Source organism: Pseudoduganella namucuonensis, assembly GCF_900116645.1.
Lineage (GTDB): Bacteria > Pseudomonadota > Gammaproteobacteria > Burkholderiales > Burkholderiaceae_D > Rugamonas > Rugamonas namucuonensis.
The window spans coordinates 46,933-69,507 of record NZ_FPBO01000036.1 but is presented as its reverse complement, the minus strand read 5'-3'; the positions used below and the strand labels follow the sequence as shown (position 1 = coordinate 69,507).

The following is a 22,575-nucleotide window of genomic DNA, read 5'->3' as shown; positions in this document are numbered from 1 at the left end:
CGCTTAGGACGTGAATTGGGGGGCGCGCTTTTGCGCGAACGCGTGCCGGGATTCGCCCGAGTCGGCGCTCAGGTAGGCTTCCAGCGTGAAGCCCTGCTCCCAGCGGTATTTATCCTCGAGGTCGCCGTCCTCGACGCCGTTCAGCGATTCCTTGGCCAGCGCCACCATGCGTGCGCTCTTGGCGGCGATGGTGCGCGCGATCGCCAGGGCGGTGTCGCGCAGCGCCTCGCGCGGCACGACACGCTCGACCGAGCCCAGACGGTAGGCCTCGTGCGCGGTGATCGGCTCGCCGGTGAAGTACATGTGGCGCACCTTTTGCACCGGGAACAATCGCTGCAAGTGGGCGCCGCCGCCCATCGCGCCGCGGTCGATCTCGGGCACGCCGAAGGTCGCGCACTCGGCCGCGATGACGATGTCGGCCGCGCCGCAGATGCCGATGCCGCCGCCCAGCACAAAACCGTGCACGGCCGCAATGACCGGCACCCGGTTGCGGTGGATGGCGCGGAAGGTCTCGTAATTGCCGCGGTTCACGGCCGCGATCATTTCCGGCCGCGCGGCCAGTTCCTTGATGTCGACGCCGGCGCAAAAGCCGCGGCCCTCGGCGCGCAGGACCACGACCTTGACGGCGTCGTCGCGCCCGAGCGCATCGAGTTCGGCCGCCAGCGCGAACCAGCCTGCGCTGTCGAGCGCGTTGACCGGGGGATGGCGGATCACCAGCTCGGCGACGCCGTCGTTGATGGTGGTGTGAAATGGCGTGGCTGCCGCGGGTGTAGCCAGGGATGTGGACATTGCGTTGCTCCGGTTGCCGGTCATTGGTTGATGGGGCGCGATGGCTTAGCCATCCTGGCGCTGCGACTTCGCCATCGACTTGGCGTCATAGCCGCCCAGCTTGTTGCCGGACACCAGTTCGTTGTGGGTGTGCGCGAAGTGGTGCCAGGCGAAGGCGGCGTCCATCGCCGACCGCTTGCCACCCAGATCCTCGGCGTGATTGATCGCCTGCTTGCTGAGCATCAGTCCCACCCGCGGCATGCGGGCGACGCGCGTCGCCAGTTCGCGGCTCTCGGCGTCGAGCCGGTCGCGCGCCACCACCCGGTTGACCATGCCCACGTCGTAGGCGCGCGCCGCCGGCATGCGCTCGCCGAGGAACAGGAATTCCTTGGCGATGCGCGGCGCCATTTCAAACGGATGCGCGAAGTATTCGACGCCCGGTATGCCCATGCGCACCACGGGATCGGAAAAGAAGGCGTCTTCCGAGGCGACGATCAGATCGCACACCCAAGCCAGCATCAGCCCGCCGGCGACGCACGCGCCCTGCACCACGGCGATGGTCGGTTTGGGCAGGTCGCGCCAGCGCCGGCACATGCCCAGGTAGACTTCCTGTTCGCGGGCATACAGCATTTCGCCGCCGGGCTTGCCGACGTGGTCGTACCACAGCGAGGCGCGCTCGAAAGTGCGGTCGATATCGCGGCCGGGGGTGCCGATGTCGTGGCCGGCGGAGAAATGCTTGCCGCCGCCGCGCAGCAGGATCACCTTGACCTCGTCGTCGTTGACGGCGCGCTGGAAGCAACGGTCCAGCGCATAGGTCATGCGCGAATTCTGCGCGTTGTGGTACTCGGGCCGGTTCATGGTGATCGTGGCGATACCTTCGCTCGCCTCGTACAGCACGACCTCGTCTTCTTGCTCCTGCATGGTCACCGCCTTGTTGTGGGTTGGGTCCCGGCTGGCGCCAGGGACTATTCAGCATGGAACCATTGTCACGCCGAGCGTCGATTCATTGCATCGTCCAATAGGATTAAAAACCGCACGGTCACGCGACGTGGTACCGGGCGGCGTACCTCAGGGTGCGGGGACACCCAGCGTGGGATCGGTCAAGTCGGCGCCCAGTTGGCGCGCGCGGTACGCCACCTCCTCCATCGCACCGCCTGCCACCACCAGGCCATCGGTGGCGCAAATGGCGTCGAAATTGTCGAGATAGTCGGCGATGCCGGCCGCACCTTCCGGCACGTAGCCGGGGGTGAAGCCGAGCACCACGCGCGCCGCGATCCCGCCGCCGGCCGAGAACAACTCGCCGCTGCACGGCGCATCGCGCGAGGCCAGGGCCCCCACGAATGGCGCCACCAGGGCTGGATCGAAACGCTCGACCAGGAAGCGCCTGAAGGCCGGATCGGGGATGCCCTCGGTCATCGCCGTCCACGCCACCGGACAGACCGCGTTGACCTTGATACCATGCGGCGCGCCGTCGAACGCCAAGGCCCGCGTCAACCCGACCACGGCGGCCTTGCTGGCTTGGTAGGCGTAGCATCCCGGCAGGCCTAGAATCGAACCCGATGCCGTGTTGACCACGCGGCCGTAGCGCTGCCGCTTGAAAACCGGCCAGGCCGCGCGCAGCACGGCGGCCGAGGCCAGGAAATTGACGTCAACCAGCCGTTGCAGGCGCCCGGGCGGCATCTCGTCGACGCCGCCGCCATCGGTGGCGCCGGCATTGTTGATAACGATATCCACCCGTCCCCAGGCGTCCATGGCGGACATCACGATCTCGGTCGCATCGCGCGTGGCGTCGTGCAGGTCCGGCACCGCCATGCCACCGAGCGCGTGGATTTCCGCCGCCACCGCGGGCGCGCCCGATGGCGCGCCATCGAGCGCGGGACCATTGACGACCACCCGCGCCCCTTCGGCCGCCAGCAGCAGCGCGTACGCTCTGCCCAGCCCCGTGCCCGCTCCGGTCACGATCGCGACCTGCCCCTCAAACCGCCCTGTTTTGTGGCCCATTTCCTCTCCTTTCAGTCCGCATGCGCGCCGCGGCACGCCACCATGCCGTAGCCCTCCATCGTCATCACCAATTCGTCGCGTTGGTTGTGCATTTCCCAGCGCGTCAGCAGCAGCCCGACGCCTGGGCGGCTCTTGAGCAAACGCGCCTGCATCACGGTCGAGCGCAGCCGCAGGTGGTCGCCCGGGCGTGCGGGGGCGCGCCAGCGTATGGTTTCGACGCCGGGCGATCCCATGCCCGCCGTGGCCAGCAGATCGCCGTCGCACAACATCCGCATGGCGAACGCGCACACATGCCAGCCGCTGGCGATCAGACCGCCGAATTGCGACGCCCGCGCCGCGCCGTCGTCGATATGGAAAGGCTGCGGATCGTAGCGCCGCGCGAAGTCCAAGACATCTTCCCGTTCCAGCGTGCGCGGCGCGAAGTCGCGCACGCTGCCGACCGGGAAGTCTTCCCAGTAGTGGAGGTAAGCCATGCGTGGCTCCGTCAGACCAGGCGCAGACGCGCCACCGCGTCCACGTGGGTGCCGCGCGCGTTGATACCGCGCAGGCCGAGCTCGACGCGGCCGGCGGCGTCCACCGCGCGCACCGAGCCGGACATCGTCATCAGGTCGCCGGCGAAATTGGGCGTGCCCAGCTTGAACGAGACCGATTCGAGGATCGCGCCATCGCCCGCCCATTCGTACACATGGCGCTCGATGCACGCGTTGGTGGTCAGGATGTTCATGAAGATGGTCGGCATGCCCAGCAGTTGCGCGGCCGCCACGTCGTGATGCACCGGATGGAAGTCGCGCGTGGCGATGGCGCCGGCGATGATGCCGGTCAGCGTGACCGGTATCGGCAGTTCCGGCAACGCGTCGCCAACGCGCGGTGGCGCGGAGCGCGACATGGCGGGCGGCGGCGCGGAGCGCGACGTGGCGGGCGGCGCCGCCCGCGCCGCCACGCGCGCGGCCAGCGGTGCGACAGCGGGCGCCCGCCGTCCCGTCCCTTCCGGCGCGGCGCCCCTGGCCTGCCGCTCGTCCCCCGTCGCCGCTTGCCCGGCCGCCGCCGGCTGATAAACCAGTTGACGGAAACGCATCGTCCCCACGGTCTCGCCGTCCTGGTCGCGCATGTCCAGCGCCAGCGTGACGAAATAGCCCGGACCGAGCGCCGTGACCTTGAGGGCGCTGATCGCGGCGAGCGTCGTGACGCAGTGCAGGCGGTCGCCCGGCCGCAGATAGCGCCGGTACTCCTGCTCCGAATTCACGCCCACGGACGAGGTGTAGCCAGCGCGCGCCAGCAACGCCATCAGTTCTTCCGGCCCCTGCTCGGCGGAATCCGGCGCGGGATGCCCCTCCAGACCCGGCATCAGCCAAACCTGCAGCATGGTCGGCGGCGCCACCAGGCCGCCATGGCGCCGCGCCGCCGGTGAATCCGGATCGAGATAGGCGGGATGGCGGTTGCCGGTGGCGGCGCACCAGTGCCGTATCATCGGCCGGTTGACCTCGTCCCACGCGTACACGGGGCCATACTCGCGGCCCACCATGCCCAGCAGGCGACGCTCGAACTCCGCCGCCGGCGCCGTGCCCGTGCTCACAGGACCTCGAACAAGGCGGCGGCGCCCATGCCGCCGCCGACGCACATCGACACCACGACATAGCGCACGCCCTGGCGCCGCCCTTCGATCAACGCGTGCCCGGCCAGCCGCGCGCCCGACATGCCGAAGGGATGGCCGATCGCGATCGCGCCGCCGTTGACGTTCAAGCGCTGGTCCGGAATGCCCAGCTGGTCGCGGCAGTACAGCACTTGGCAGGCGAACGCCTCGTTGATCTCCCACAGGCCGATGTCGGCCACGGTCAGGCCGTGCCGCCGCAGCAACTTGGGAATCGCGAACACCGGGCCAATGCCCATCTCGTCGGCGTCGCAGCCGGCCACCGCCATGCCGCGATAGACGCCCAGCGGCGCGAGACCGCGCCGGCTGGCCTGCTCTCCGCTCATCAGCAGCATGGCCGAGGCGCCATCGGACAGCTGAGAGGCGTTGCCGGCCGTGATGAACTCGCCGCTTGGAATCGTCTGGCCGTCCTTCCACACCGGCTTGAGCTTGGCCAGGCTGTCGGCCGTGGTGTCGGGCCGGTTGCCCTCGTCCTGGCGCAGCGTGACCTGCTCGCTGCCGGCAGGCGCGCCCTCCTTGTCGAACAACAGCTTACTGGTGGCGAGCGGCACGATTTCCGCGTCGAAACGCCCGGCTTGCTGGGCCGCCGCGAGACGCCGCTGGCTTTGCAGCGCGTAGGCGTCCTGCGCCTGGCGTGAAATGCCGTAGCGGCGCGAGACCACTTCAGCCGTCTCGATCATCGGCATGTAGGCGGCGGGGACGCGCTCAAGCACGGCACGCGACTGGGCGCGGTGCGCGTTCTTGTATTTGTTCTGGGTCAGCGAGACCGACTCGACGCCGCCCGCGATGGCCAGCTCATACTCGCCGCACATGATGGACTTGGCGGCCGACGCGATCGTCATCAGGCCCGAGGCGCACATACGGTCCACGGTCATGCCCGCGACCGACTGGGGCAAGCCGCCGGCCAGCGCGCACAGGCGTCCGAGGTTGTAGCCCTGGGTGCCCTGCTGCGCGGCGGCGCCGATCAGCACGTCGTCGATCTCGTCCGGCGCGACGCCGGTGCGCTCGATCAGGCTGCGCACCACATGGCCGCCCAGCAGCGGGGCCTCGGTGTCGTTGAAGGCGCCGCGGTAGGCTTTGCCTATGGGCGTGCGCGCGGTGGCGACGATGACAGCTTCTTTCATGAATAACTCCGTTCGGTTGGGGGGTGTCCGGTCACGGCTCAGTGGAGCGAAATGACACTGTTGAGCAACACGTGCACCAGCGCGGTCTGGCGCGTGACGCCGGTCTTGGAAAATATGGAGCGCAGTTGCGCGCGCGCCGTGTTCTTGCGGATATCGAGTTCGTCGGCCGCCTCGTCCAGCGCCAGCCCGTTGGCCAGCAGCAGCGCCAGCGCCGCCTCCGCCGGCGTCAGGTCGAACAGCCGGCGCATCAACTCGGCCGACGCTTGCGACTTGCGCTCCGGGTCGCGCACGAAGACCACGGCGACCGGCCCCTGGTTGCCCTCGGACCATTCCCCCGGAGGCAGCCTTCGCACCAGCACGCCAAGCCGCGCGCGTCCGGACGGGCGGGTCAGCGAGATCGCGTCCGGCACCTGTTTGGTCTTCGCGGGCGGTTCGAGCGCCTGCTTGAGCAGCCTCTGCAGTTCGCGGTTCTGGGTGCCGTAGTTGGCGTACATCGCGCCGCGCGCCAGTTCGATGCCGTCGCGCTCGGCGAAAATCTCGTCCGCGACACGGTTGGTCTTGATGATCGCGCCGGCCTTGTCGAGCAACACGGTCCCCACCAGCAGGCTGTTGACGGTGGTGGCGTACAGCTCGCGCTCCGACGTGATCAGGTCGAGCCGCGCGTGCATCCGCACCGAACGGCGCAGATGCGGCAGCAGCAACCGGCACAGCGCCTTGTCGGCCGGGGAGAACTGGCTGCCCGACGGTGGCCGGCACACGCGGAAACGGCATTCCACGCCCTCGGCGGTGCGGATGTCGGCGCCGGCCATGTAGCGGATGTCGTGCGGCCGCACGAATTGATGGTAGAACTCGCTGGTCATCCAGGGCTCCTCGCCGATCGCGTCGTCCACCGTCAGCACCACGCCGTCGGGCAGATTGGCGAAAGGGTCCATCGCGAAGGCGTAGTAGCTCAGAAACGGGTCGGGCGCCAGCACCGCGCCATTGTGCCCGGACAGCACAATCAGGCCCAACTGGCTGGGCGAGGCCGGGCGCAGCGTGAGCGTCACCCAGTTGGCGTCGAGCATGGCGCGCACCATGTTCAATGCGCTGGTCCACGGCACCGTCTCCAGCGCCCCCTCGTAGATCAAGCCCACCAGGGTGTCCAGGCGATCAAAGGCCTCGGCCCCGCCCGCGTGCGCGGCGGCCAGCCCCATCACGTCCGCGGCGGGCGGTGTTTGTTCCGGCGAGCCTGGCGCCTGCATGGACTCAGTCCTCGAAGACGTGATGGGCGGGCGGCGCGTCGCAGCGCTTGACCGTCTCGAACAGGCGGCGCTCGCGCTGCTCGGGCGCCACCTCCGCCACGTCCTGGTAGAACTGGGCGTACCACTGGCGCAACTGGTAGATGGGGCCGTCGTTCTCGCACAGGATGGGATTGTCGATGCGGACCTTGCTGTCCCATATGACCTGGTCCTGCGCGAAGGCGTCGAACACCGCTTTCGAATAGGCTTGCGCAATGTTGTCGTTCTGCTCCTCGTCCAGTCCCGGCAGCTTCTTGACCATCACGCCGAAGCACTGGTGGAAGCTGTGCAGGTCCTTCGGCACGTGGGTGTTGAGCAGGATCGATTCGATGGTCTGCCCATCCTGCTGCGCCACCATGTGCGTGATGTGATACGCCGGGCCGAAGTAGGTGTTGTAGGTGCTCAGCCCGCCTTCGGTCAAGGTGGCGCTGCCGCCCTTGGTGATCTGGCTCGCCTTGTGGCCTTCGAACAGGTTGGCGAAATAGTCGTTGGGCGCGCTGTGCACGGGTCCGAAATGCGCCTCGTCGGCCAGGTTGTCCACCAGCTCGCGGCAGTTGGTGTTGAACAGCCAGCGGTTCGTCACCCACGGCGTCCAGTCGCCACTGAAGCAGGCGTCAATGCGGGGGATCGCGACCTCCGGCGGCGGCGGGTTGCCTTCCGGGTCGTTGTAGATGAACAGCAGATTGTTTTCCTCGCAGGTGGTCCAGGCGCGGGTGCGGGCGCGCGGCGGGATGCGCTTGCAGTAGGGGATGTCCACGCACTTGCCTTCGCCGTTCCAGCTCCAGTGGTGGAAGGGGCACTGGATGGCGTCGCCCTTGACCTGGCCGATGCTCAGGTCCGCGCCCATGTGCGGGCAGTGGGCGTCCAGGATGTGGATCGCGCCGTCGTCCTGTCCCTGAAAGGCGACCAGCTTGCCGCCGAAGATCTCCAGCGTATGCGGTTTGCCGTCCTTGAAGTCGGCGGCCAGTCCCAGGCAATGCCAGCCGCGCGCGTAGCGGTCCGCGATGGGTTTCGCCTCAATGATGGGAATTTGTTTCATCGTCTCGCTCCTGGTTGGAATGGAACGATTGTTGTCCCTGCGCCCCTCGCGGCGCATCGTCCAATTGGATGAAGCCGACGCGGGAAAGGACGACGACCGGCGGTGTTTAGTCCAACAAGACGATGCTTGCGCGTGCGCGCCGTACTACGCTGGTGGCACCACGATTTGCCCGATAAATCGCCACAGCAACGCAGTCCATCGCCCGCAGGAGCACAGATGACCATACCCCAGCCTTTCGACCAGCGCGAATTCCGCCGCACGCTGGGCACCTTCACCACCGGTGTCACCATCATCACCGCGCGCGCCGCCGATGGCGCGCCGGTCGGCATCACCGCCAACAGCTTCAATTCCGTCTCGCTTGATCCGCCCATGGTGTTGTGGAGCCTGGCCAAGACCTCGCGCAGCCTGGCGGCCTTCAACGACAGCGACCATTGGGCGGTGCACATCCTGTCGGTCGACCAGGACGCGCTGTCGAACCGCTTCGCCAAGAGCGGCGAGGACAAGTTCCACGGCGTGGCGACCGAGGCGGGCGCCGGCGGCGTGCCGCTGCTGACCGGCTGCACCGCCCGCCTGCAGTGCAAGAGCGCCTTCCGCTACGATGGCGGCGACCACATCATTTTTGTGGGCGAGGTGTGCGCCTTCGACCGCAGCGACAGCCCGCCGCTGGTGTTTCACGGCGGGAAGTACGCCATCGCCGCGTCGAAAAGCGACAAGGACGCTTTTTCCCGCGACGCGCCGCCCTCGGACGCGAGTTTCAGCGAAAACTTCATCGGCTACCTGCTGGCGCGCGCGCACTTCCAGTTCTACAGCCAGGTGCGCGGGCACGCGCGCGCGCATGGCCTGAGCGACGCCGAATACTTCGTTTTGACCGTGCTGAGCGCGAGGGATGGCCGGCCGGCCAGCGACCTGATCGAATCGTTCGCCTACACCGGGCACGCGGTCAGCGCGGCGCTGCTGGAGGGGCTGGGCGCGCGCGGGCTGCTCACCGTGAGCGACTGCCCATCACGCCTGTGCCGCCTGAGCGACCAGGGGCGCGCGGCGACGTTGCAGGTGCTGGCGGCGGCCAAGGCGCTGGAAGCGGACATGGTGGCGAAGTGTGGCGAATGGGAAATGACGGCGCTGAAAAACCTGCTGAAGCAGTGCATCGCGCACACCGACCCCGGTCTGGCGCATCCGTGGGACGTCTGCGCCCCGGGTCCACTGGCAAGCTAGCCGTCCAAGCCCGGGTGCGCAGCGCGTCGGCGGCGGATGGCCAGGCGTAGCGGCGCAACCCGGCGCCAGCGACGCCGCCGACACCGCCACCGGCGATGACGATGGTTTTCATGCCGGCGCCGATGATGGCGGGTGGCTTACACCGGCGAAAAGTCCACCAGCAAGCGGCTCAGTGCACTGGACTGTATCACCCAGCGCCCCTCGATGCGCGTGTACGTGTCGCGGTAATGGCCGTATCCGCGCAGGGTGCGCGCGATGCCCGCTTCGCCGGGCCAGCGCAGCAGGTCCTCCATGGCCCAGGTGGCGCGGGCGCGGGTCGGCGCCAGCAGCTCGATTTCAGGCATGTGGCCGTGGTGCACGGTGACCAGTCCGTCCACGGCCCCGCGCACGAAGGCGGCGATCGCGGACGCGCCCACCACGAGCGCGCGCTCATCGCTGCCGCCGCCGGCCGCCTCGCGCATGTCGAACACCGCGTCGGCGGCGAACAGGGTCTCCAGTTCGCCCCATTGCCTGGTGTCGAGCAGGCGGAAGTAGCGTGCCTTGAGCCTGCCGATCTCCTCGATGGCGAGCAGGCGCTCAAGCGGCTCCATGGCCCCGCCCCACACGCTCGTCGATGGTCTTGCCGAAGTCATCGAGCAAGGCTTCCTTGATGATGAGCGGGTTCACATACTCGCGCCAGTACACGATTTTCCCCTCGGCGAAGCGCAGAATGCTCAGGTACTGGTTGGCGTAGGGCACCGCGCGCGGCAGATAGACCGTCCTGGAACTGTATTCGACGATCAGGCTGTCCGGATCGGCCATCTCGTGGAAGCGGCTGATCGTGTAATTGTAGGGATCGAAATCGGCGGTGGCTTGCTCGATGAAGCCGCGCAGCGCGCCGCGGCCCACCAGGCTGTCGGCCATCGAAGGGATGGGCCGGTACGGCCAGTCCTGGAAGACGTTGTCGTCCAGGTAGGCTTCGAACTGGTCGAACTCCTTGCGTCCCAGGTGGCCCAGCATGGCGGCGAATGCCGCGCGGTTGCGCGCCCGTAGCGCTGTATCGTCGTTCATTTGGTCTCCATTCGTCTGTGTGGTCCGGCACCTTACAGCGCCAGCGCCAGGCGGTTGCCGCTCTTGATGGCGCCGTCTATATAACCCAGTTCCTTCGCATCGCCGATGCAGTGCACGTCCGCGCAGACCGCCCTCAGGCTCTCGGTCAGCGCGGCGCCGCTCGGCTCGGCGCCGATCGCCATGATGACGGTGTCGGCCTTGCGGGCCTGCTCCTGGCCGTTCTTGGTGCGGTACACCACACCGCCCGGCGTAATCGCGAGCAACTCGCAGCCGGCCAACAGGGTCACTTTTTCCTTGCGCAGCGTGTCCATCAGCCGCCAGCGGCGCACCATCATCAATTCCTTGCCGAAGCTCGGACCCGGCTCGATCAGCGTGACCTTGCGGTGCCGCTCGGCCAGGAACTCCGCCAGTTCCACGCCCACCAGGCCGCCGCCATAGATCACCACCTCCTTGCCGATCGGCAGATAGTAGTTGCTCAGGCGGCGGATCCGCGCGGCGCTTTCCAGCATCCCGGAGGCCTTGCCTGCGCGGATCATGGCGCGCACGCCCAGCGGCAGCTTGCGCTTCAGCGTGGCGCCATAGCGGCCGGTGACCATCTCGCGCATCTCGTCGCCGCTGAACACATGCGGCAAATCCGCGCCGGGGAGCTCGATCAGGCTGCGGCGTGCCCCGGTGGCCACCACGATGGCGTCCGGCTTCAGCGCCCGGGCCAGCTCCACGGTCACGGTAGAGCGCAGGTGGACCCGCACGCCCAATTCCTCCATTTGGCGTGCCAGGTAGGTGATCAGGGCGCCGTTCTCCGGGTAGACGATGGACGAGAAGAACACGGTCCCGCCCAGCCGCCCGCCGGACTCGTGCAGATGCACGTCGTGCCCGCGCAGCGCGGCGACGCGCGCCGCCTCCATGCCGCCGGGGCCGCCGCCGACCACCAGCACCCGCTTGCGCCGCTGTTGCGAGGCCAGCGGAATGATGGGGGCGATCGATTCATAACCGGTCTGCGCGTTGACGGCGCAGCGCACATGGGTGCCCAGGAAAATCTGGCTGATGCAGGTGTAGCAATAAATGCACGGGCGCACCAGGTCCTGCCGTCCCGCCCCCAGCTTGTTGGGCAATTCGGGGTCGGCCAGCAGCTTGCGCGCCATGGCGATGAAATCGAGCTTGCCTTCGGCGATCAGCCGTTCTCCCAGCGCCGGTTCGATGCGGCCCGGACAGATCACCGGTATCGTCAGCGCGGCCTTGATGGCCGCCGCGTTGGCGGTGAAGTGGCCCGGAAAATGCGTCGCGTGCCCCTCGGAGAAGCTGATGCCCTTGCTCTTGTCGGCGTTGGCCGAGACGTGCACCGCGTCGGCGCCGGCGTCCTGCGCCAGCTTCGCCGTCTCGATCGCGTCCTGCAAGGTGATGCCGTCGTTGAGCAGGTATTCCTGGGAATCGAAGCGGAACCAGACCGGAAAATCGGGGCCGACCGCGGCGCGCACCCGCTTGATGACTTCGACCAGCAGGCGCGCGCGGTTTTCCAGCGAACCGCCCCAGCGATCCGTGCGGCGGTTCGACGCGGGCGACAGGAAGGCCGAGATCAGGTAACCGTGGCCGGCATGGATCTCCACGCCATCCATGCCGGCCGTGCGCGCCCGAATGGCCGCGCTGGCGAAGCAGGCGATCACCCATTCCAGGTCGTCCTCGGTGGCCTCCTGGTGCGAGATGACCACGCCAGGCGCGAAGAAGGCCTCGAACATGTCCTTGTTTTCCTGGGGCGTCAAATCCACCGGCCAGTCGAACGGCTTGTCCTCGGGCACGGACGGCACCAGCAGGGGCAGGCCCTGCAAGGGCTCGTTGACGGCGATCGGACCGGCGTGCTGCAACTGCATGGCGATCTTGCCGCCGTGCGCGTGCACCGCGTCGGCCACCAGCTTCAGGCCGGGGATGAAGCGGTCGTCGGACACCGCGACCTGCTGCTGGTTGCCCGAACCGCGCGGCCAGGCCACGCCGGTCGAGCCCATGATCACCATCGCGGCCCCGCCCTTGGCCCGCTCGGCGTAATAGCTGGCGATGCGCTGCCCGCAATACCCCTCCGGCTCGGCCAGGTTCGAGCCCATGGGCGACATGAAAATGCGGTTCCTCAGCACCATCGAGCCGATGCGGCCGGGTGACATCAGATGTGGGAAGGCTGTACTCATATTGTCGTCGATTCCTAGGCGGGTGCCGCGTCAGGACATGGTCTGGCCGCCATCGATCGAGAAATCGATGCCGGTCACATAGCGCGCCTCGTCCGAGGCCAGGTAGGCCACCGCCGCCGCGATCTCCTCCGGCTCGGCCATGGGGAACAGCGGATACAGCTTGTCCATCATCTTGGCGTCGATATCGGTGGGGAAATTGAGCGTCTGGTTGATGGGCGTGTTCACCCCGCCCGGACAGATCGCGTTGGCGCGCACCCCATCCTTGGCATACTCCACCGCCAGGCAGCGCGTCAGCGCCACCACGCCGGCCTTGGTCGCGCAATAGGCCGTGGTGTAGGGCTGGCCCTGCTTGGCCGAGGCCGACGCCATATTGACGATGTTGCCCCTGGACCTGACCAGGTGCGGGATCGCCTCCTGGGAAATGGCGAACACGCTGGTCAGATTGATGGCGACCATGCGGTCCCATGCCGCCTGGGGCATCTCGTGGAAATGCCAGCCGCCGGCGATGCCGGCGATGTTGCACAGCACGTCGATGGCGCCGAAATGGGCGGCTGCGGCCGACACCATGCCGCGGCAGCTGTCGGTGTTGGTGGCGTCGAACACGAAACAGGCCACGGTCGTGTCATGCGCGCGCCGCAGTTCCGCGGCCACTTCCTCGATCGCCGCCGTGTTGATGTCGGCCAGCGCCAGCGTGGCGCCCTCGCGCGCCAGCCGCACCGCGCTGGCGCGGCCTATGCCGGACGCGGCGCCTGTCACCAGGGCGATTTTTCCTTTGAAGCGCATGTGATACTCCTTAAGCTGAGTGAGTCCGGGATGCGGCCCGCGCTTGGCGCAGACCCGGTGGGTTGTTCTTCAGGACGCCGCCGCGCAGATCGTGCGGATCGAGCCTGCGGATGATGTCGAGCTGCTCGCCGGTGGGCGATGGCGTGAGCGCGCAATCCGGCGCGGCCTCGAGCGGAAAACCCGTCGCCTCGCGCACCTCGTCCAGCGTCACGCCGGGATGCAGCGAGATCACGCGGATCGCGTGCGCCGCGCCGCCGAAGTCCATCACGCACAGGTCGGTGACGATGCGGCGCAGGTCGAGGAAGCGCGGCGCCACGCCGTCCGGCCAGCGGGCCGGGTTGTAGCCGACGCTGGCCACCATGTCCACCTCGCCGGACACGAACACGCGCTTGCTGTGGGCCGGCACGAACATGGAATTGATGTGGTTGATGCTATTGCCGGGAAAGCCGCGCGCCCCCAGCATCTGCACCTTGGGCTGGCTGAACTGGCCCAGGCAAGAGATGTTGGCCTGGCCGTAACGGTCGATCTGGGTCGGCCCCACCATCGCGTGGCGCTGGCCGCGCCACACGCCGTCGAACACGCGGCTGTACGGCATCCAGCCGGAGAACCGGGGCGACCAATCGCCGCGCGGCCCGAGCGGCACCGGGTCTTCGACGAAATAGGCTTCGCTGTCGGTCATCAGCAATTCCGGCGTATGGGTCAACTTGGCGAGGCCGGCGGCGATGCGCGGCAAGACGCCGATGCCGGAGGCGAGAATCTCGCCGTTGCCGCGCCAGGCCTCGGATGCGGCGGCGATCATCAGTTCCGCCAGGGTAAAGTCGTCAGTCTTGGTCATGGGAGGCTCGCTTCAAAATATGGGAAGGGGAAGTTGCGCCACGCGCTCCATGCCGCCGACGCGGCGCAGGTAGTGCTCCTCCGTCCCGGCCACGAATTCGCCCACGTATCGGGCCCAGCCGCCGTCCTCGGCCGCGCTGGCGACGTATTTCTTGAGGTGATCCAGGTCCCAGCCGTAGTGTGGCGCGCAGGAGGTCGGGTGGGCGCCGCCGGGCGCGTGCACCACCCCGCTGACCAGATAGCGCTCGAAGAAATTGGCCTTGGGCTGGAAGGCGTCGTCGTCCTCGACGCGCTCGACCAGGCGGTCGCAGCTGACGTAGCAGCGCTGCGCGGCGCGCGCGAACAGGTCGTCGAAGAACGGGTCCGGCCCGCCGATCTGGGTGTTGCCCAGGCGGTCGCCCAGGTCCACGTGCAGCAGGGCCGCGTCCAGCGCGATGGCCGGCATGGCCGCCAGCAATTCGCCGTCCGCATAGGGAGAGCGGATGGTCTTGATATCCGGATTGTGGGTCATGATGTCGGTCGCCAGCCCCACCCGCGTCGGCAGGAACGGCAGCCGCATGGCGGCCGCGCGCAAGCCCCACTGCAGCATGCCCTCGTCCAGCTCGGAGACGGCGATCTGGCCCGCCTCGCGCGCCTTGCGGAAATACGGCTCGAGCGGAATCGCGTCCAGCGAGACGAAGGCGTACACCAGCTTGCGCACCTTGCCCGCCGCGCACAGCATGCCCACGTCCGGACCGCCGTAGGCGACGATGGTCAAGTCCTTCAGGTCCGAGCGCAGGATTTCGCGCACGATGGCCATGGGCTTGCGGCGCGGCCCCCAGCCACCGATGCCGATGGTCATGCCATCGCGCAGTTGGGCGACCACTTCGGCCGCTGTCATTTGCTTGTTCATGCTTGATCCTCTAGTTGGTGTCGCCGGTCGCCAGACCCAGGCTGAAGTCGTGTCCCCACAGGCTGATCTCGGTCGCCTCGAAGGCCGCGTGCCGGCTCCAGTCGACCACCAGCCCGCCGGCGCCGTATTCCAGCGCGAAGCCGGACGGCGTGGCCATGTAGAAGGAGAACATCTGGTCGTTGGCGTGCTGCCCCATGCTGGCCATCAGCTTGACGCCGTGCCGCTGCCGGCGGTCAAGGGCCCGGCCGACATCGGTGATGCTGGGCACCTCGACGTTGACGTGCGCGCAGCCGGACGGGATCTCGGCCTCGAACAGCGCGACGCTGTGCTGGCGCCCGTTGTTGCAGTGGCAAAAGTGAATCCGCTGCACCGGCGCGTCCGGGGCGGCGCGGTGCTTGTAGATGTCGGACAGGCCGAAGCCCAGCACGTCGCGGAAGAAGGCCCAGGTGGCGTCGAAATTGGGCGCTGGCAGCACCGTGTGCCCCATGCCGAGGTCCCCTGTGACGAAACGCTCGACACCTTGCGGCGAGACGAAGCGCTGGAAATCGCGTTGGCAACCCCAGACGATTTCATGCCGGTTGCCGGACGGATCGCGGAACCGGACCACCTGCTGCGCCTTGCGCAGCGCGCAGTCCGCGGCGCTGCCCAGCACGGGCTCGGCGCCGGCCTGTTCCAGCTCCCGCAGTGCCAGTTCGAACGCCTCGGCGTTCAGCACTTCCCAGCCGGAGGCGGCGTAGCCTTCCGTTCCGGCCGCCTGAACCAGGAAGCGGAACGGCCGCTCGTCCATTTTAAGGTAGACGCCGCCCTCCGGCGCCGGCTGCGCCATCATGCCCAGCACGTCCTCGCCGTAGCGTTCCCATCGTGACACGTCGGTCGCGTTCACGACCACGTAAGCCAGCCCTCTGATGTCTATCATGCATAGTCTCCGTCGAATTGGGCACTGTTGATCCAGGCTCCATTCTCGGCAGATCGCGTCCAGGCCACATCGTCCAATAGGATTAAAACCGGGACTAATACTTACACCGTGCGCGCGTTGCTCTCGCCCCAGATCGCGACCAGCGATTTGATGCGGCCGTTCCGGTCGAACTTGAAGATGTCGGTGGTCTCGGTGACCAGCACGGGAGTGAGGCGGTCGCAGGTGGCGATGAAGGCGCATACGGCGTGCGGCCCCCGGATGCGCACCGCGCCTTCCTGCTCGAACAGGATGCGGCCACCGGTCTGGCTCAACGCGGCCTGGAAGAAGCCGCGCACGCCCTCTGATCCGACATGGGGAACGGTGCCGATCGGATCCTCGAACACCGCGTCGGGCGCGAACAGGGCGACGATGCCGTCCAGGTCGCCATTCGTCAGGCATTGCGCGTAGCGCCGCACGGCGGCCTGTATTTCGGCCGGGCTGGGGGTGGTGTGCATGGATACTCCGATGGCGGGATGGGAACGATGCGGGTCAGCCAAAGACCGAATAGCCGCCATCGACCACCCAGCACTGGCCGGTGACGTAGGCGGCGGCGCCGCTGGTGAGGAACAGGGCCGTGCCGGCGATATCGTCCGGCACGCCGACGCGGCCGAGCGGGGTGCGCGCCAGCCATGGCGCCAGCGCGTCCGCGTCGCCCACGTGGGCGGCGGTGAGGCGAGTCTCGATCAGCCCGGCGGCCACCGCGTTGACCCTGATGCCGTCGCGCGCCCAGCCCATGGCCAGGCTCTTGGTCAGTTGCACCAGGCCGGCTTTCGCCGCGCCATAGCCCGGCACCAGCGGATTGCCGAACAGCGAAGTGAGGGAGGCGATGCCGAGCACGCCGGCGCCGCCCGGCATACGGCTGCGGGCCAGCAACGGCCGGCAGGCCCGCGCCAGCCGGTAGGCGCTGACCAGATTGATGTCCAGCGCCCGTAGGAAGACATCGGGGTCGCTCTCGTCCAGGCCGCCGGGAAACGCCGTGCCGGCGTTGTTGACCAGCATGTCCAGCGCCGGCAGCGCGGCGGTCACCTCCGCCACCTGGGCCGGCCGCTCAAGGTCCAGTTGCAAATAGCGATAGCCCGCCAGGTCCGCGTCGTACCCGGCCGCGCTGGCGCGGGTGCCGGTGATGGCGACGCTGGCGCCGGCGGCGCGGTAGGCGGCCGCGATGCCGGCGCCGATGCCACTGGTGCCGCCGGTGACCAGCACCTGGCAACCGCCATAGTCGAACCGCACCGCGCCACTCACTGTCCTCCCCCGTGCGCACCTCGGCGCAGCGCCTGGTACACCGCCGCCGCGGCCAGGCAGGCGCCCACGGTCAGGAAGGCGCCGTGGATGCCGGTCACCGCCGTCAGTGGCGCCATCAGGAAGGGATTCATGAAGTCGCCCAGGAACAGCGCGCTGTAGGCCAGGCCCAGCGCCCTGCTGCGCACGGCGGGTTCCGCGCGATCCAGCACCATGTTGAGGAAATGCGGCACCGCCAGGCCCCCGCCGAAGCCGGTCAAGGCGCAGCCCAGCGTGGCCATGAGCGGGTCGTGCGACAGTCCCAGCGTGGTGATCCCGGCCGCAAGCAGGCCCAGCATGGCGACGAAGCTCCAGCGCAAGCCCAGCCGGGCGCGCAGCCAGCCGTAACTGGCCCCGCCCAGGCCGTTGGTCAGCGACGACCAGCCGATGATGCGCGATTGGGCCGCCGGCCCGCTCACCCCGTCGGCCAGCAGCAGGAACGACACCTGGGCATTGGTCATGAAGACGGCGACAAACACCAGCGCGATCACCGCGTACAAGGGGGCCAGCCCGAGCAGCGCGCTGGCGGCGCCGCCTTGCCGGGCCTCGGTCCGCGACGTGCCCCCGCCGCCCGCCGGCAGCACGATCGCCGCCAGCGGCAGCATCCCCAGCGCCAGCCCGTACAGTGCGAACGGGGCGTGCCAGCTGCCGGCTTCGGCGATCACCCCGGACAGCAGGATGGACGCCAGCCCGGCGCCCGCGCCGCAAAACGTGCCATAGCCGAGCAAGCGCGCGCGCGTGGCGGCGTCGTAGCGTTCCCCGATCAGCGTGTTGGTGGCGGTGACCATGGCGCAGGCCGCGAATCCCTGCAGCAGCCGCGCCGCCAGCAAGCTCCATTGCCCGTCCAGCAGCGTGCCTGCCAGGCCCAACAGGCCATAGGATGCCAGCGCCGCGAGCAGCAGCCGGCGCGCGCGATAGCGGTCGATCAGCCAGCCGCTGAGCGGCCCGCCCGCCATCATGCCGATGCTCGGCAGCGTCATCACCAGTTGCGCCACCAGTTGGCCTGCGGCGCCTCCGCCGAAGTGGGCCGCGATGCCCGGCAACGCCGGGGGGATCACGGTGAACACCATCGCCAGGAAGGCCGGACCGGACAGCAGCACCAGCAGGATGGCGCCGCGCCGCCACAGCGGCTCAACGCGCAGGCGCGGCACGCCGCGCGGGCCCGGCACGGCGACGGGACGGACTTGTTCCAGCTTCATGATTGTTGCCTTTCAAAGTGGGCGGGCGCGGCGCGCCGCAGCAGCACCAGCCGAACGCCATCCGGGTCGGAACAGAACAGGCGCCGCGCGTCGTTGCGGCACACGGGGTCGGTGTGGAGGATGGTTCCCCCATTGGCCACCACGCGGCTGGCCGCCGCCTCCAGGTCGTCGGTCAGGAAAGCCAAATGGGTCAGGCCGTAGCGGTTGAACGGCTGCACGGTGGTGGGACCAAACGCCGCCGGCGAGGTGAAATGCAGCAACTCAAGCGTGTCGCCCGCCGCGGCGCGCACCATCTGCGCGCGCAATTTCACGTGATCGAGCTCGTTGATGACATCCAGCCAGGCGGAGTGGTGCTGGAGGTCATAGTTCTCCGCCTCCGCGAAACCCAGCGCGTCGTAGAAGCGCTGGGCGCGCGCCACCTCGCGCACGCAGACGCCCGAATGGGAGAAGCGTGGAATGGCGCCCGCCATCTGCATCAACTCGATGCGGGTGCCGTCCGGGTCGGTGCAGTACATCATCTCCGCGCCCCCCTCCGGATAGCGGGCGCGCGTGTGTTCGAAGACCTGCCCGCCGCAGCGGCGCACGCGCTCGGCCACTGCGGATATGCTCTCCACATAGAAGGCCAGATGCGTCAAGCCGAACTGGTTGTTGGGACGCCGCACGCGCGGGCCGCTGGCGGCGGGCCGCTGGAAGCGCAGCAATTCCAGCGCCACGCGCTGAGGGTTGCGCAGCAGCCTGGCCTGCGAGGCGCTGCCGGGGTGGCCGGCGCCCGGATCGAAAAGGGTGCCGGCCGGCGTGGCCGCATCGGCCGCGGGCGCGAAGTCCAGTGCGCCCTCGTAAAAGATGGCGGAGCGCGCGATATCGCTGACGCAAACCCCGCGATGGGACAAGGTGATTTCCATACTTGCCTTCGTTAAAGTCGCGGAGCGGTCACGGCGCCAGCGCGCGCAGTTCGCGCTTGAGCACCTTGCCCGAGGCGTTCACCGGCAGGCTGTCGACGAAATGCACCTGGCGTGGCACTTTGTAGTTGGCCATGTTGGCGCGGCACCACGACAACAACTCGTGTCCCCCGAGGCGGGCGCCCGCGCGCAGCACCACGTAGGCGCAGCCCGTTTCGCCGAGGCGCTCGTCGGGCATGCCGACCACCGCCACCTGGGCGACGGATTCATGCCGCAGCATCAGCTTTTCCACCTCGGCCGGATAGCAGTTGAAGCCGCCGACGATGTACATGTCCTTCATGCGGTCGGTGATGCGCAGGTAGCCGCGCTCGTCGAGCACGCCGACATCGCCCGTGTGCAGCCAGCCGTCGCCGTCGATCGCCGCGCGGGTGGCGTCCTCGTCGTTGAAGTAGCCGCGCATGACGTTATAGCCGCGCAGCACGATCTCCCCCGGCTCGCCGGCCGCGAGCGCCTTGCCCTCCCCGTCCACCACCGCCAGCTCGATGCCGGGCATCGCCCGCCCCGAGGTGGCGGCGACCGTGGCGGCGTCGTCGTCCGCCCGGCATAGCGTGGCGAAGCCGCAGGATTCGGTCAGGCCATAACCGGTCAGTACGATGGCGAAGCCCAGTTCGCGGCGCATCCGCTCGATCAGCGCGGGCGGGATGGTGGTGGAGCCGGTGATGGTGGCCCGCAGGCTGGACAGGTCGGTGGCCGCGAGGCCGGGGTGCGCGAGCAGGCTGTGGAAAATGGTCGGCGGTCCCGGCAGCACACTGACGCGCTCGCGTGCGACGCGTTCGAGCACGGCGCCGGCGTCGAACACCTGGTCGACCAGGATGGTGCAACCGTGCATCAACGCCGCCAGCCAGCCGGCCTTGTAGCCGAACGCGTGGAAGAAGGGATTGATGATCAGGTAGCGGTCCGCCGGCGTCAGCGCCATCGCGTGCGACCAGGCGGCGACGGCGCGCAGGTTCTGCCCGTGCGCGCTCAGCACGCCCTTGGGGTTGCCGGTGGTGCCGGAAGTGAACATCATGTCGGACAGCGAGTCGGCCGTCACGGCGGCCGCGCGCGCGTCCAGATCGCCGTCCGTCACCGCGGCCCCGCTGGCCAGGAAATCCCGCCAATGGCACGCGCCGTCGCGCGCGCCGCGCAGCACCACCACCCGCGCCACGGCTGGCGGCAACAAGCCTTCCAGCATGTCCGGATAGTAGGCGCCGAGGAAATCGCCCACGCAGAGCAGCAGGCGCGCGCCGCTGGTCTCCAGCACGAAGGCGACTTCGCGCCCTTTCATCCGCGTATTGACCGGCACCAGCACCGCGCCCGCCGTCTGGATGGCGAGCGCGGCGATGATCCATTCGGGGAGATTGGGCGCCCACACGGCGACGCGGTCGCCGGGGACGACGCCGTCGGCGATCAGCGCCTTGGCGGCCCGCCGGACCGCCGTGCGCAATTCGGTGTAGCTGATGCGTGTGCCGTCGTCCTCGATCGCGGCATGGCTGTCGAACAGCTCGGCCGACTGGTCCAGCATCTGGGGTATCGTGGCCGGAACGGCCGCGGGAATAGTAGGCATGGTGGGCTTCATAGTAAAAAGGGGACGGGCGTCAATCCGGGAAGCGCAAACGGACGTGGGCGGCGTCGGGCACCGCCTGGCAGGCCAGGCACCAGCCCTGGTCCAGGTCGTTCTTGTCCAGCACGTCGTTGCGCCGATGGGTGACCTTGCCCGCCACGAGCGTGCACATGCAGGTGGCGCATGCGCCGGCGCGGCAGGAATATGGCGTGTCGATGCCCGCGCGCAGCAGGGCGTCCAGCACGGTTTCCCGGTCGGAGCAGCTCAGCTCGTGGAGTTCGCCATTGAGCTCCACGTCGAGCCTGACCTGGGCGCCGCCTCCCTCGGCGGCCGGCGCACCAGGCCCGCCCTCCTCCGGCAGCGACACGAAACGCTCGACGTGGATGCGGGCCGGGGGGATTTCGAGCGCGTGCAGCGCCTCCACGGCGGCGTCCATGAACGGCGCGGGGCCGCAGATGAAGCTTTCGGCCCCGCGCCAGGGACGGGCCAGCTCGGCCAGTTGCGCCACCGACGGCACGCCCTGCACCGCGTCCAGCCAGTGCAGCACCTGCAGCCGGTGCGGATGGGCGCTGGCCAGCGCGCGCAGTGCATCGCGGAAGATGATGGACTGCTGGTCGCGGTTGGCATAGATCAGGCACAGCCGGCCGGCGCCGCCCGTGAGCGCCGAGCGCAGGATGGAAAACACCGGCGTGATGCCGCTGCCGCCGGCGAACAGCAGGAAATCGCCGTCCAGTGACTTGGGCGTGAAGACGCCGGCCGGCGGCATGACGTCCAGTTCGTCGCCGGCCTGCACCTGTTCGCACAGCCAGTTGGACGCCCTGCCCGCTTCCACGCGCTTGATGGTCACGCGGGGCGCGTCGTCGCTGGCTGGCGCGCTGGCCAGCGAGTAGCAGCGCGGCAGGTGCCCGTCGCCGTGCGGAACGCGCAGCGTCAGGAACTGGCCCGGCCGGTAGGTGAACGAGGATCGCAGGTGCGCGGGCACGTCGAACACCAGCGACTTCGCGTCCGCGGTTTCCTCGATCACATTGCGCACGCGCAGACGGTGGTAGGTGGGTGTATGCATGGCGGGAGTCTCAGATGCAGGCGCTGAGCAGCGCGTTGTCCACGCGCAGTTCGACGCCGTTGATGAAGCGCGATTCGTCCGAAGCCAGGAACAGCACCAGGTCCGCGACGTCCTCCGGGTCGCAGAAGCCGGACCGGGGGTCGGTGTTGAAGCTGGCCGCCGCCCCCTCGATGGTGGCGCGGATGTCCTCGGTCATGGCGGTGGCGATGCCGCCGGGGTGCACCGAATTGCAGCGGATGCGGTAGCCGCTGAACTTGCAGTGCGCGGCGACGCTGCGGGTCAAGGCCGTCACCGAGCCTTTCGAGCCGCTGTAGGCGGCCAGGCTGGACATGCCACCCAGCGCAGCCGTGGAGGACATGTTGACTATGGACCCGGCGCCGGCCCGCTTCATGGCCTCCAGGCCGTATTTACAGCCCAGGAACACGCCGTCGGCGTTGATGCGGTGCAGCCTGCGCCATAGTTCCAGCGAGGTGTCCTCGATCGAGGCGGAAACGCAGACCCCGGCATTGTTGACCAGCACATTGATCGCGCCGAAGCGCTCATCGGCGGCCGACATCACGGTCCGCCAGTCCTCCTCCTCGGCGATGTCGTGGCGCACGAACAAAGCCTGCTCGCCGATCTCGCCCGCCAGCGCGCGCCCCGCATCCTCGTTGAGGTCGGTGAGCACAACGCGCGCGCCCTCCCGGGCCAGCAGCAGGGCCGTGCTGCGCCCGACGCCGGCGGCGGCGCCGGTGACCACCGCGATCTTGCCCGTTACGCGTTGCATGCGTGCTCCT

Annotated in this window: 23 protein-coding genes; 1 reads left to right on the top strand and 22 read right to left on the bottom strand. The window is 68.6% G+C overall.

Annotated elements, in window-relative coordinates:
* Positions 1–3: 3 nt before the first annotated feature.
* From BM436_RS28660 to BM436_RS28625, 8 genes are all read right to left on the bottom strand, one after another.
* A complete protein-coding gene (locus tag BM436_RS28660; protein ID WP_093559269.1) occupies positions 4–789 on the bottom strand; it encodes an enoyl-CoA hydratase family protein in 786 nt (261 codons plus the stop codon).
* A gap of 45 nt (positions 790–834) precedes the next feature.
* Positions 835–1,689, bottom strand: a complete 855-nt coding sequence (locus BM436_RS28655; protein ID WP_093559213.1) for an enoyl-CoA hydratase — start codon at positions 1,687–1,689, stop codon at positions 835–837.
* 147 nt (positions 1,690–1,836) lie between these two features.
* The gene (locus BM436_RS28650; protein WP_177307574.1) at positions 1,837–2,727 is read right to left on the bottom strand and encodes an SDR family NAD(P)-dependent oxidoreductase; all 891 of its coding nucleotides are present in this window, start codon (positions 2,725–2,727) and stop codon (positions 1,837–1,839) included.
* A gap of 53 nt (positions 2,728–2,780) precedes the next feature.
* The gene (locus tag BM436_RS28645) at positions 2,781–3,242 is read right to left on the bottom strand and encodes a MaoC family dehydratase (protein ID WP_093559209.1); all 462 of its coding nucleotides are present in this window, start codon (positions 3,240–3,242) and stop codon (positions 2,781–2,783) included.
* Positions 3,243–3,253: 11 nt separating this feature from the next.
* Positions 3,254–4,342: an FAS1-like dehydratase domain-containing protein gene (locus tag BM436_RS28640; protein ID WP_093559207.1), complete on the bottom strand. Its 1,089-nt coding sequence runs from the start codon at positions 4,340–4,342 to the stop codon at positions 3,254–3,256.
* The gene (locus BM436_RS28635; RefSeq protein ID WP_093559205.1) at positions 4,339–5,541 is read right to left on the bottom strand and encodes an acetyl-CoA C-acyltransferase; all 1,203 of its coding nucleotides are present in this window, start codon (positions 5,539–5,541) and stop codon (positions 4,339–4,341) included. The genes BM436_RS28640 and BM436_RS28635 overlap by 4 nt, the downstream gene beginning before the upstream one ends.
* 38 nt (positions 5,542–5,579) lie before the next feature.
* Complete coding sequence (locus BM436_RS28630; RefSeq protein ID WP_229490821.1) at positions 5,580–6,782, bottom strand: helix-turn-helix transcriptional regulator; 1,203 nt, start codon at positions 6,780–6,782, stop codon at positions 5,580–5,582.
* 4 nt (positions 6,783–6,786) lie between these two features.
* Complete coding sequence (locus BM436_RS28625) at positions 6,787–7,857, bottom strand: 3-ketosteroid-9-alpha-monooxygenase, oxygenase component (RefSeq protein ID WP_093559203.1); 1,071 nt, start codon at positions 7,855–7,857, stop codon at positions 6,787–6,789.
* A 216-nt stretch (positions 7,858–8,073) separates the two neighbouring features.
* Between BM436_RS28625 and BM436_RS28620 the strand changes: the two genes are divergently transcribed.
* Entirely contained in the window at positions 8,074–9,069 is a 996-nt protein-coding gene (locus BM436_RS28620; RefSeq protein ID WP_093559201.1) for a flavin reductase, read from the top strand.
* A 137-nt stretch (positions 9,070–9,206) separates the two neighbouring features.
* Here the strand turns inward: BM436_RS28620 and BM436_RS28615 are convergent, their stop codons facing one another.
* The 14 genes from BM436_RS28615 to BM436_RS28550 all read right to left on the bottom strand — a co-directional run bounded on the left by BM436_RS28615 (position 9,207) and on the right by BM436_RS28550 (position 22,565).
* Positions 9,207–9,659: a nuclear transport factor 2 family protein gene (locus tag BM436_RS28615; protein WP_093559199.1), complete on the bottom strand. Its 453-nt coding sequence runs from the start codon at positions 9,657–9,659 to the stop codon at positions 9,207–9,209.
* Positions 9,646–10,119 (bottom strand): nuclear transport factor 2 family protein, encoded by a 474-nt coding sequence (locus tag BM436_RS28610; protein WP_093559198.1) that lies wholly within the window; start codon positions 10,117–10,119, stop codon positions 9,646–9,648. The genes BM436_RS28615 and BM436_RS28610 overlap by 14 nt, the downstream gene beginning before the upstream one ends.
* A 32-nt stretch (positions 10,120–10,151) precedes the next feature.
* Positions 10,152–12,293: an oxidoreductase gene (locus tag BM436_RS28605; RefSeq protein ID WP_093559196.1), complete on the bottom strand. Its 2,142-nt coding sequence runs from the start codon at positions 12,291–12,293 to the stop codon at positions 10,152–10,154.
* Between the two features lie 30 nt (positions 12,294–12,323).
* Positions 12,324–13,076: an SDR family NAD(P)-dependent oxidoreductase gene (locus tag BM436_RS28600; protein ID WP_093559194.1), complete on the bottom strand. Its 753-nt coding sequence runs from the start codon at positions 13,074–13,076 to the stop codon at positions 12,324–12,326.
* Between the two features lie 10 nt (positions 13,077–13,086).
* Positions 13,087–13,911, bottom strand: coding sequence for a CoA-transferase subunit beta (locus tag BM436_RS28595; protein WP_093559192.1), 825 nt, complete (start codon positions 13,909–13,911; stop codon positions 13,087–13,089).
* A 12-nt stretch (positions 13,912–13,923) separates the two neighbouring features.
* On the bottom strand, positions 13,924–14,802 hold the full coding sequence (locus BM436_RS28590; RefSeq protein WP_093559190.1) for a CoA transferase subunit A: 879 nt from the start codon (positions 14,800–14,802) through the stop codon (positions 13,924–13,926).
* A 10-nt stretch (positions 14,803–14,812) separates the two neighbouring features.
* The gene (locus tag BM436_RS28585) at positions 14,813–15,718 is read right to left on the bottom strand and encodes a VOC family protein (protein WP_093559188.1); all 906 of its coding nucleotides are present in this window, start codon (positions 15,716–15,718) and stop codon (positions 14,813–14,815) included.
* A gap of 101 nt (positions 15,719–15,819) precedes the next feature.
* The gene (locus tag BM436_RS28580) at positions 15,820–16,212 is read right to left on the bottom strand and encodes a nuclear transport factor 2 family protein (RefSeq protein ID WP_177307572.1); all 393 of its coding nucleotides are present in this window, start codon (positions 16,210–16,212) and stop codon (positions 15,820–15,822) included.
* A 34-nt stretch (positions 16,213–16,246) separates the two neighbouring features.
* Positions 16,247–16,999 (bottom strand): SDR family NAD(P)-dependent oxidoreductase, encoded by a 753-nt coding sequence (locus BM436_RS28575; RefSeq protein WP_093559184.1) that lies wholly within the window; start codon positions 16,997–16,999, stop codon positions 16,247–16,249.
* Positions 16,996–18,234, bottom strand: a complete 1,239-nt coding sequence (locus tag BM436_RS28570) for an MFS transporter (protein WP_093559182.1) — start codon at positions 18,232–18,234, stop codon at positions 16,996–16,998. Before BM436_RS28570 ends, BM436_RS28575 begins: the two co-directional genes overlap by 4 nt.
* A complete protein-coding gene (locus BM436_RS28565) occupies positions 18,231–19,136 on the bottom strand; it encodes a VOC family protein (RefSeq protein ID WP_093559180.1) in 906 nt (301 codons plus the stop codon). The genes BM436_RS28570 and BM436_RS28565 overlap by 4 nt, the downstream gene beginning before the upstream one ends.
* A 28-nt stretch (positions 19,137–19,164) precedes the next feature.
* A complete protein-coding gene (locus tag BM436_RS28560) occupies positions 19,165–20,739 on the bottom strand; it encodes a FadD3 family acyl-CoA ligase (protein WP_307666350.1) in 1,575 nt (524 codons plus the stop codon).
* Between the two features lie 31 nt (positions 20,740–20,770).
* Entirely contained in the window at positions 20,771–21,799 is a 1,029-nt protein-coding gene (locus tag BM436_RS28555; RefSeq protein ID WP_093559176.1) for a ferredoxin--NADP reductase, read from the bottom strand.
* A 10-nt stretch (positions 21,800–21,809) separates the two neighbouring features.
* Positions 21,810–22,565 carry an SDR family oxidoreductase gene (locus tag BM436_RS28550; protein WP_093559174.1) on the bottom strand — a complete coding sequence of 252 codons (756 nt, stop codon included), beginning with the start codon at positions 22,563–22,565 and terminating at the stop codon, positions 21,810–21,812.
* Between the last annotated feature and the right edge of the window lie 10 nt (positions 22,566–22,575).

Excerpts from the sequence above, each read along its gene's own strand:
- BM436_RS28660 (WP_093559269.1), bottom strand. The coding sequence starts at position 789 with ATGTCCACATCCCTGGCTACACCCGCGGCAGCCACGCCATTTCACACC.
- BM436_RS28655 (WP_093559213.1), bottom strand. The coding sequence starts at position 1,689 with ATGCAGGAGCAAGAAGACGAGGTCGTGCTGTACGAGGCGAGCGAAGGT.
- BM436_RS28645 (WP_093559209.1), bottom strand. The coding sequence starts at position 3,242 with ATGGCTTACCTCCACTACTGGGAAGACTTCCCGGTCGGCAGCGTGCGC.
- BM436_RS28635 (WP_093559205.1), bottom strand. The coding sequence starts at position 5,541 with ATGAAAGAAGCTGTCATCGTCGCCACCGCGCGCACGCCCATAGGCAAA.
- BM436_RS28630 (WP_229490821.1), bottom strand. The coding sequence starts at position 6,782 with ATGCAGGCGCCAGGCTCGCCGGAACAAACACCGCCCGCCGCGGACGTG.
- BM436_RS28625 (WP_093559203.1), bottom strand. The coding sequence starts at position 7,857 with ATGAAACAAATTCCCATCATTGAGGCGAAACCCATCGCGGACCGCTAC.
- BM436_RS28620 (WP_093559201.1), top strand. The coding sequence starts at position 8,074 with ATGACCATACCCCAGCCTTTCGACCAGCGCGAATTCCGCCGCACGCTG.
- BM436_RS28615 (WP_093559199.1), bottom strand. The coding sequence starts at position 9,659 with ATGGAGCCGCTTGAGCGCCTGCTCGCCATCGAGGAGATCGGCAGGCTC.
- BM436_RS28610 (WP_093559198.1), bottom strand. The coding sequence starts at position 10,119 with ATGAACGACGATACAGCGCTACGGGCGCGCAACCGCGCGGCATTCGCC.
- BM436_RS28605 (WP_093559196.1), bottom strand. The coding sequence starts at position 12,293 with ATGAGTACAGCCTTCCCACATCTGATGTCACCCGGCCGCATCGGCTCG.
- BM436_RS28600 (WP_093559194.1), bottom strand. The coding sequence starts at position 13,076 with ATGCGCTTCAAAGGAAAAATCGCCCTGGTGACAGGCGCCGCGTCCGGC.
- BM436_RS28595 (WP_093559192.1), bottom strand. The coding sequence starts at position 13,911 with ATGACCAAGACTGACGACTTTACCCTGGCGGAACTGATGATCGCCGCC.
- BM436_RS28590 (WP_093559190.1), bottom strand. The coding sequence starts at position 14,802 with ATGAACAAGCAAATGACAGCGGCCGAAGTGGTCGCCCAACTGCGCGAT.
- BM436_RS28585 (WP_093559188.1), bottom strand. The coding sequence starts at position 15,718 with ATGATAGACATCAGAGGGCTGGCTTACGTGGTCGTGAACGCGACCGAC.
- BM436_RS28580 (WP_177307572.1), bottom strand. The coding sequence starts at position 16,212 with ATGCACACCACCCCCAGCCCGGCCGAAATACAGGCCGCCGTGCGGCGC.
- BM436_RS28570 (WP_093559182.1), bottom strand. The coding sequence starts at position 18,234 with ATGAAGCTGGAACAAGTCCGTCCCGTCGCCGTGCCGGGCCCGCGCGGC.
- BM436_RS28565 (WP_093559180.1), bottom strand. The coding sequence starts at position 19,136 with ATGGAAATCACCTTGTCCCATCGCGGGGTTTGCGTCAGCGATATCGCG.
- BM436_RS28560 (WP_307666350.1), bottom strand. The coding sequence starts at position 20,739 with ATGCCTACTATTCCCGCGGCCGTTCCGGCCACGATACCCCAGATGCTG.
- BM436_RS28555 (WP_093559176.1), bottom strand. The coding sequence starts at position 21,799 with ATGCATACACCCACCTACCACCGTCTGCGCGTGCGCAATGTGATCGAG.
- BM436_RS28550 (WP_093559174.1), bottom strand. The coding sequence starts at position 22,565 with ATGCAACGCGTAACGGGCAAGATCGCGGTGGTCACCGGCGCCGCCGCC.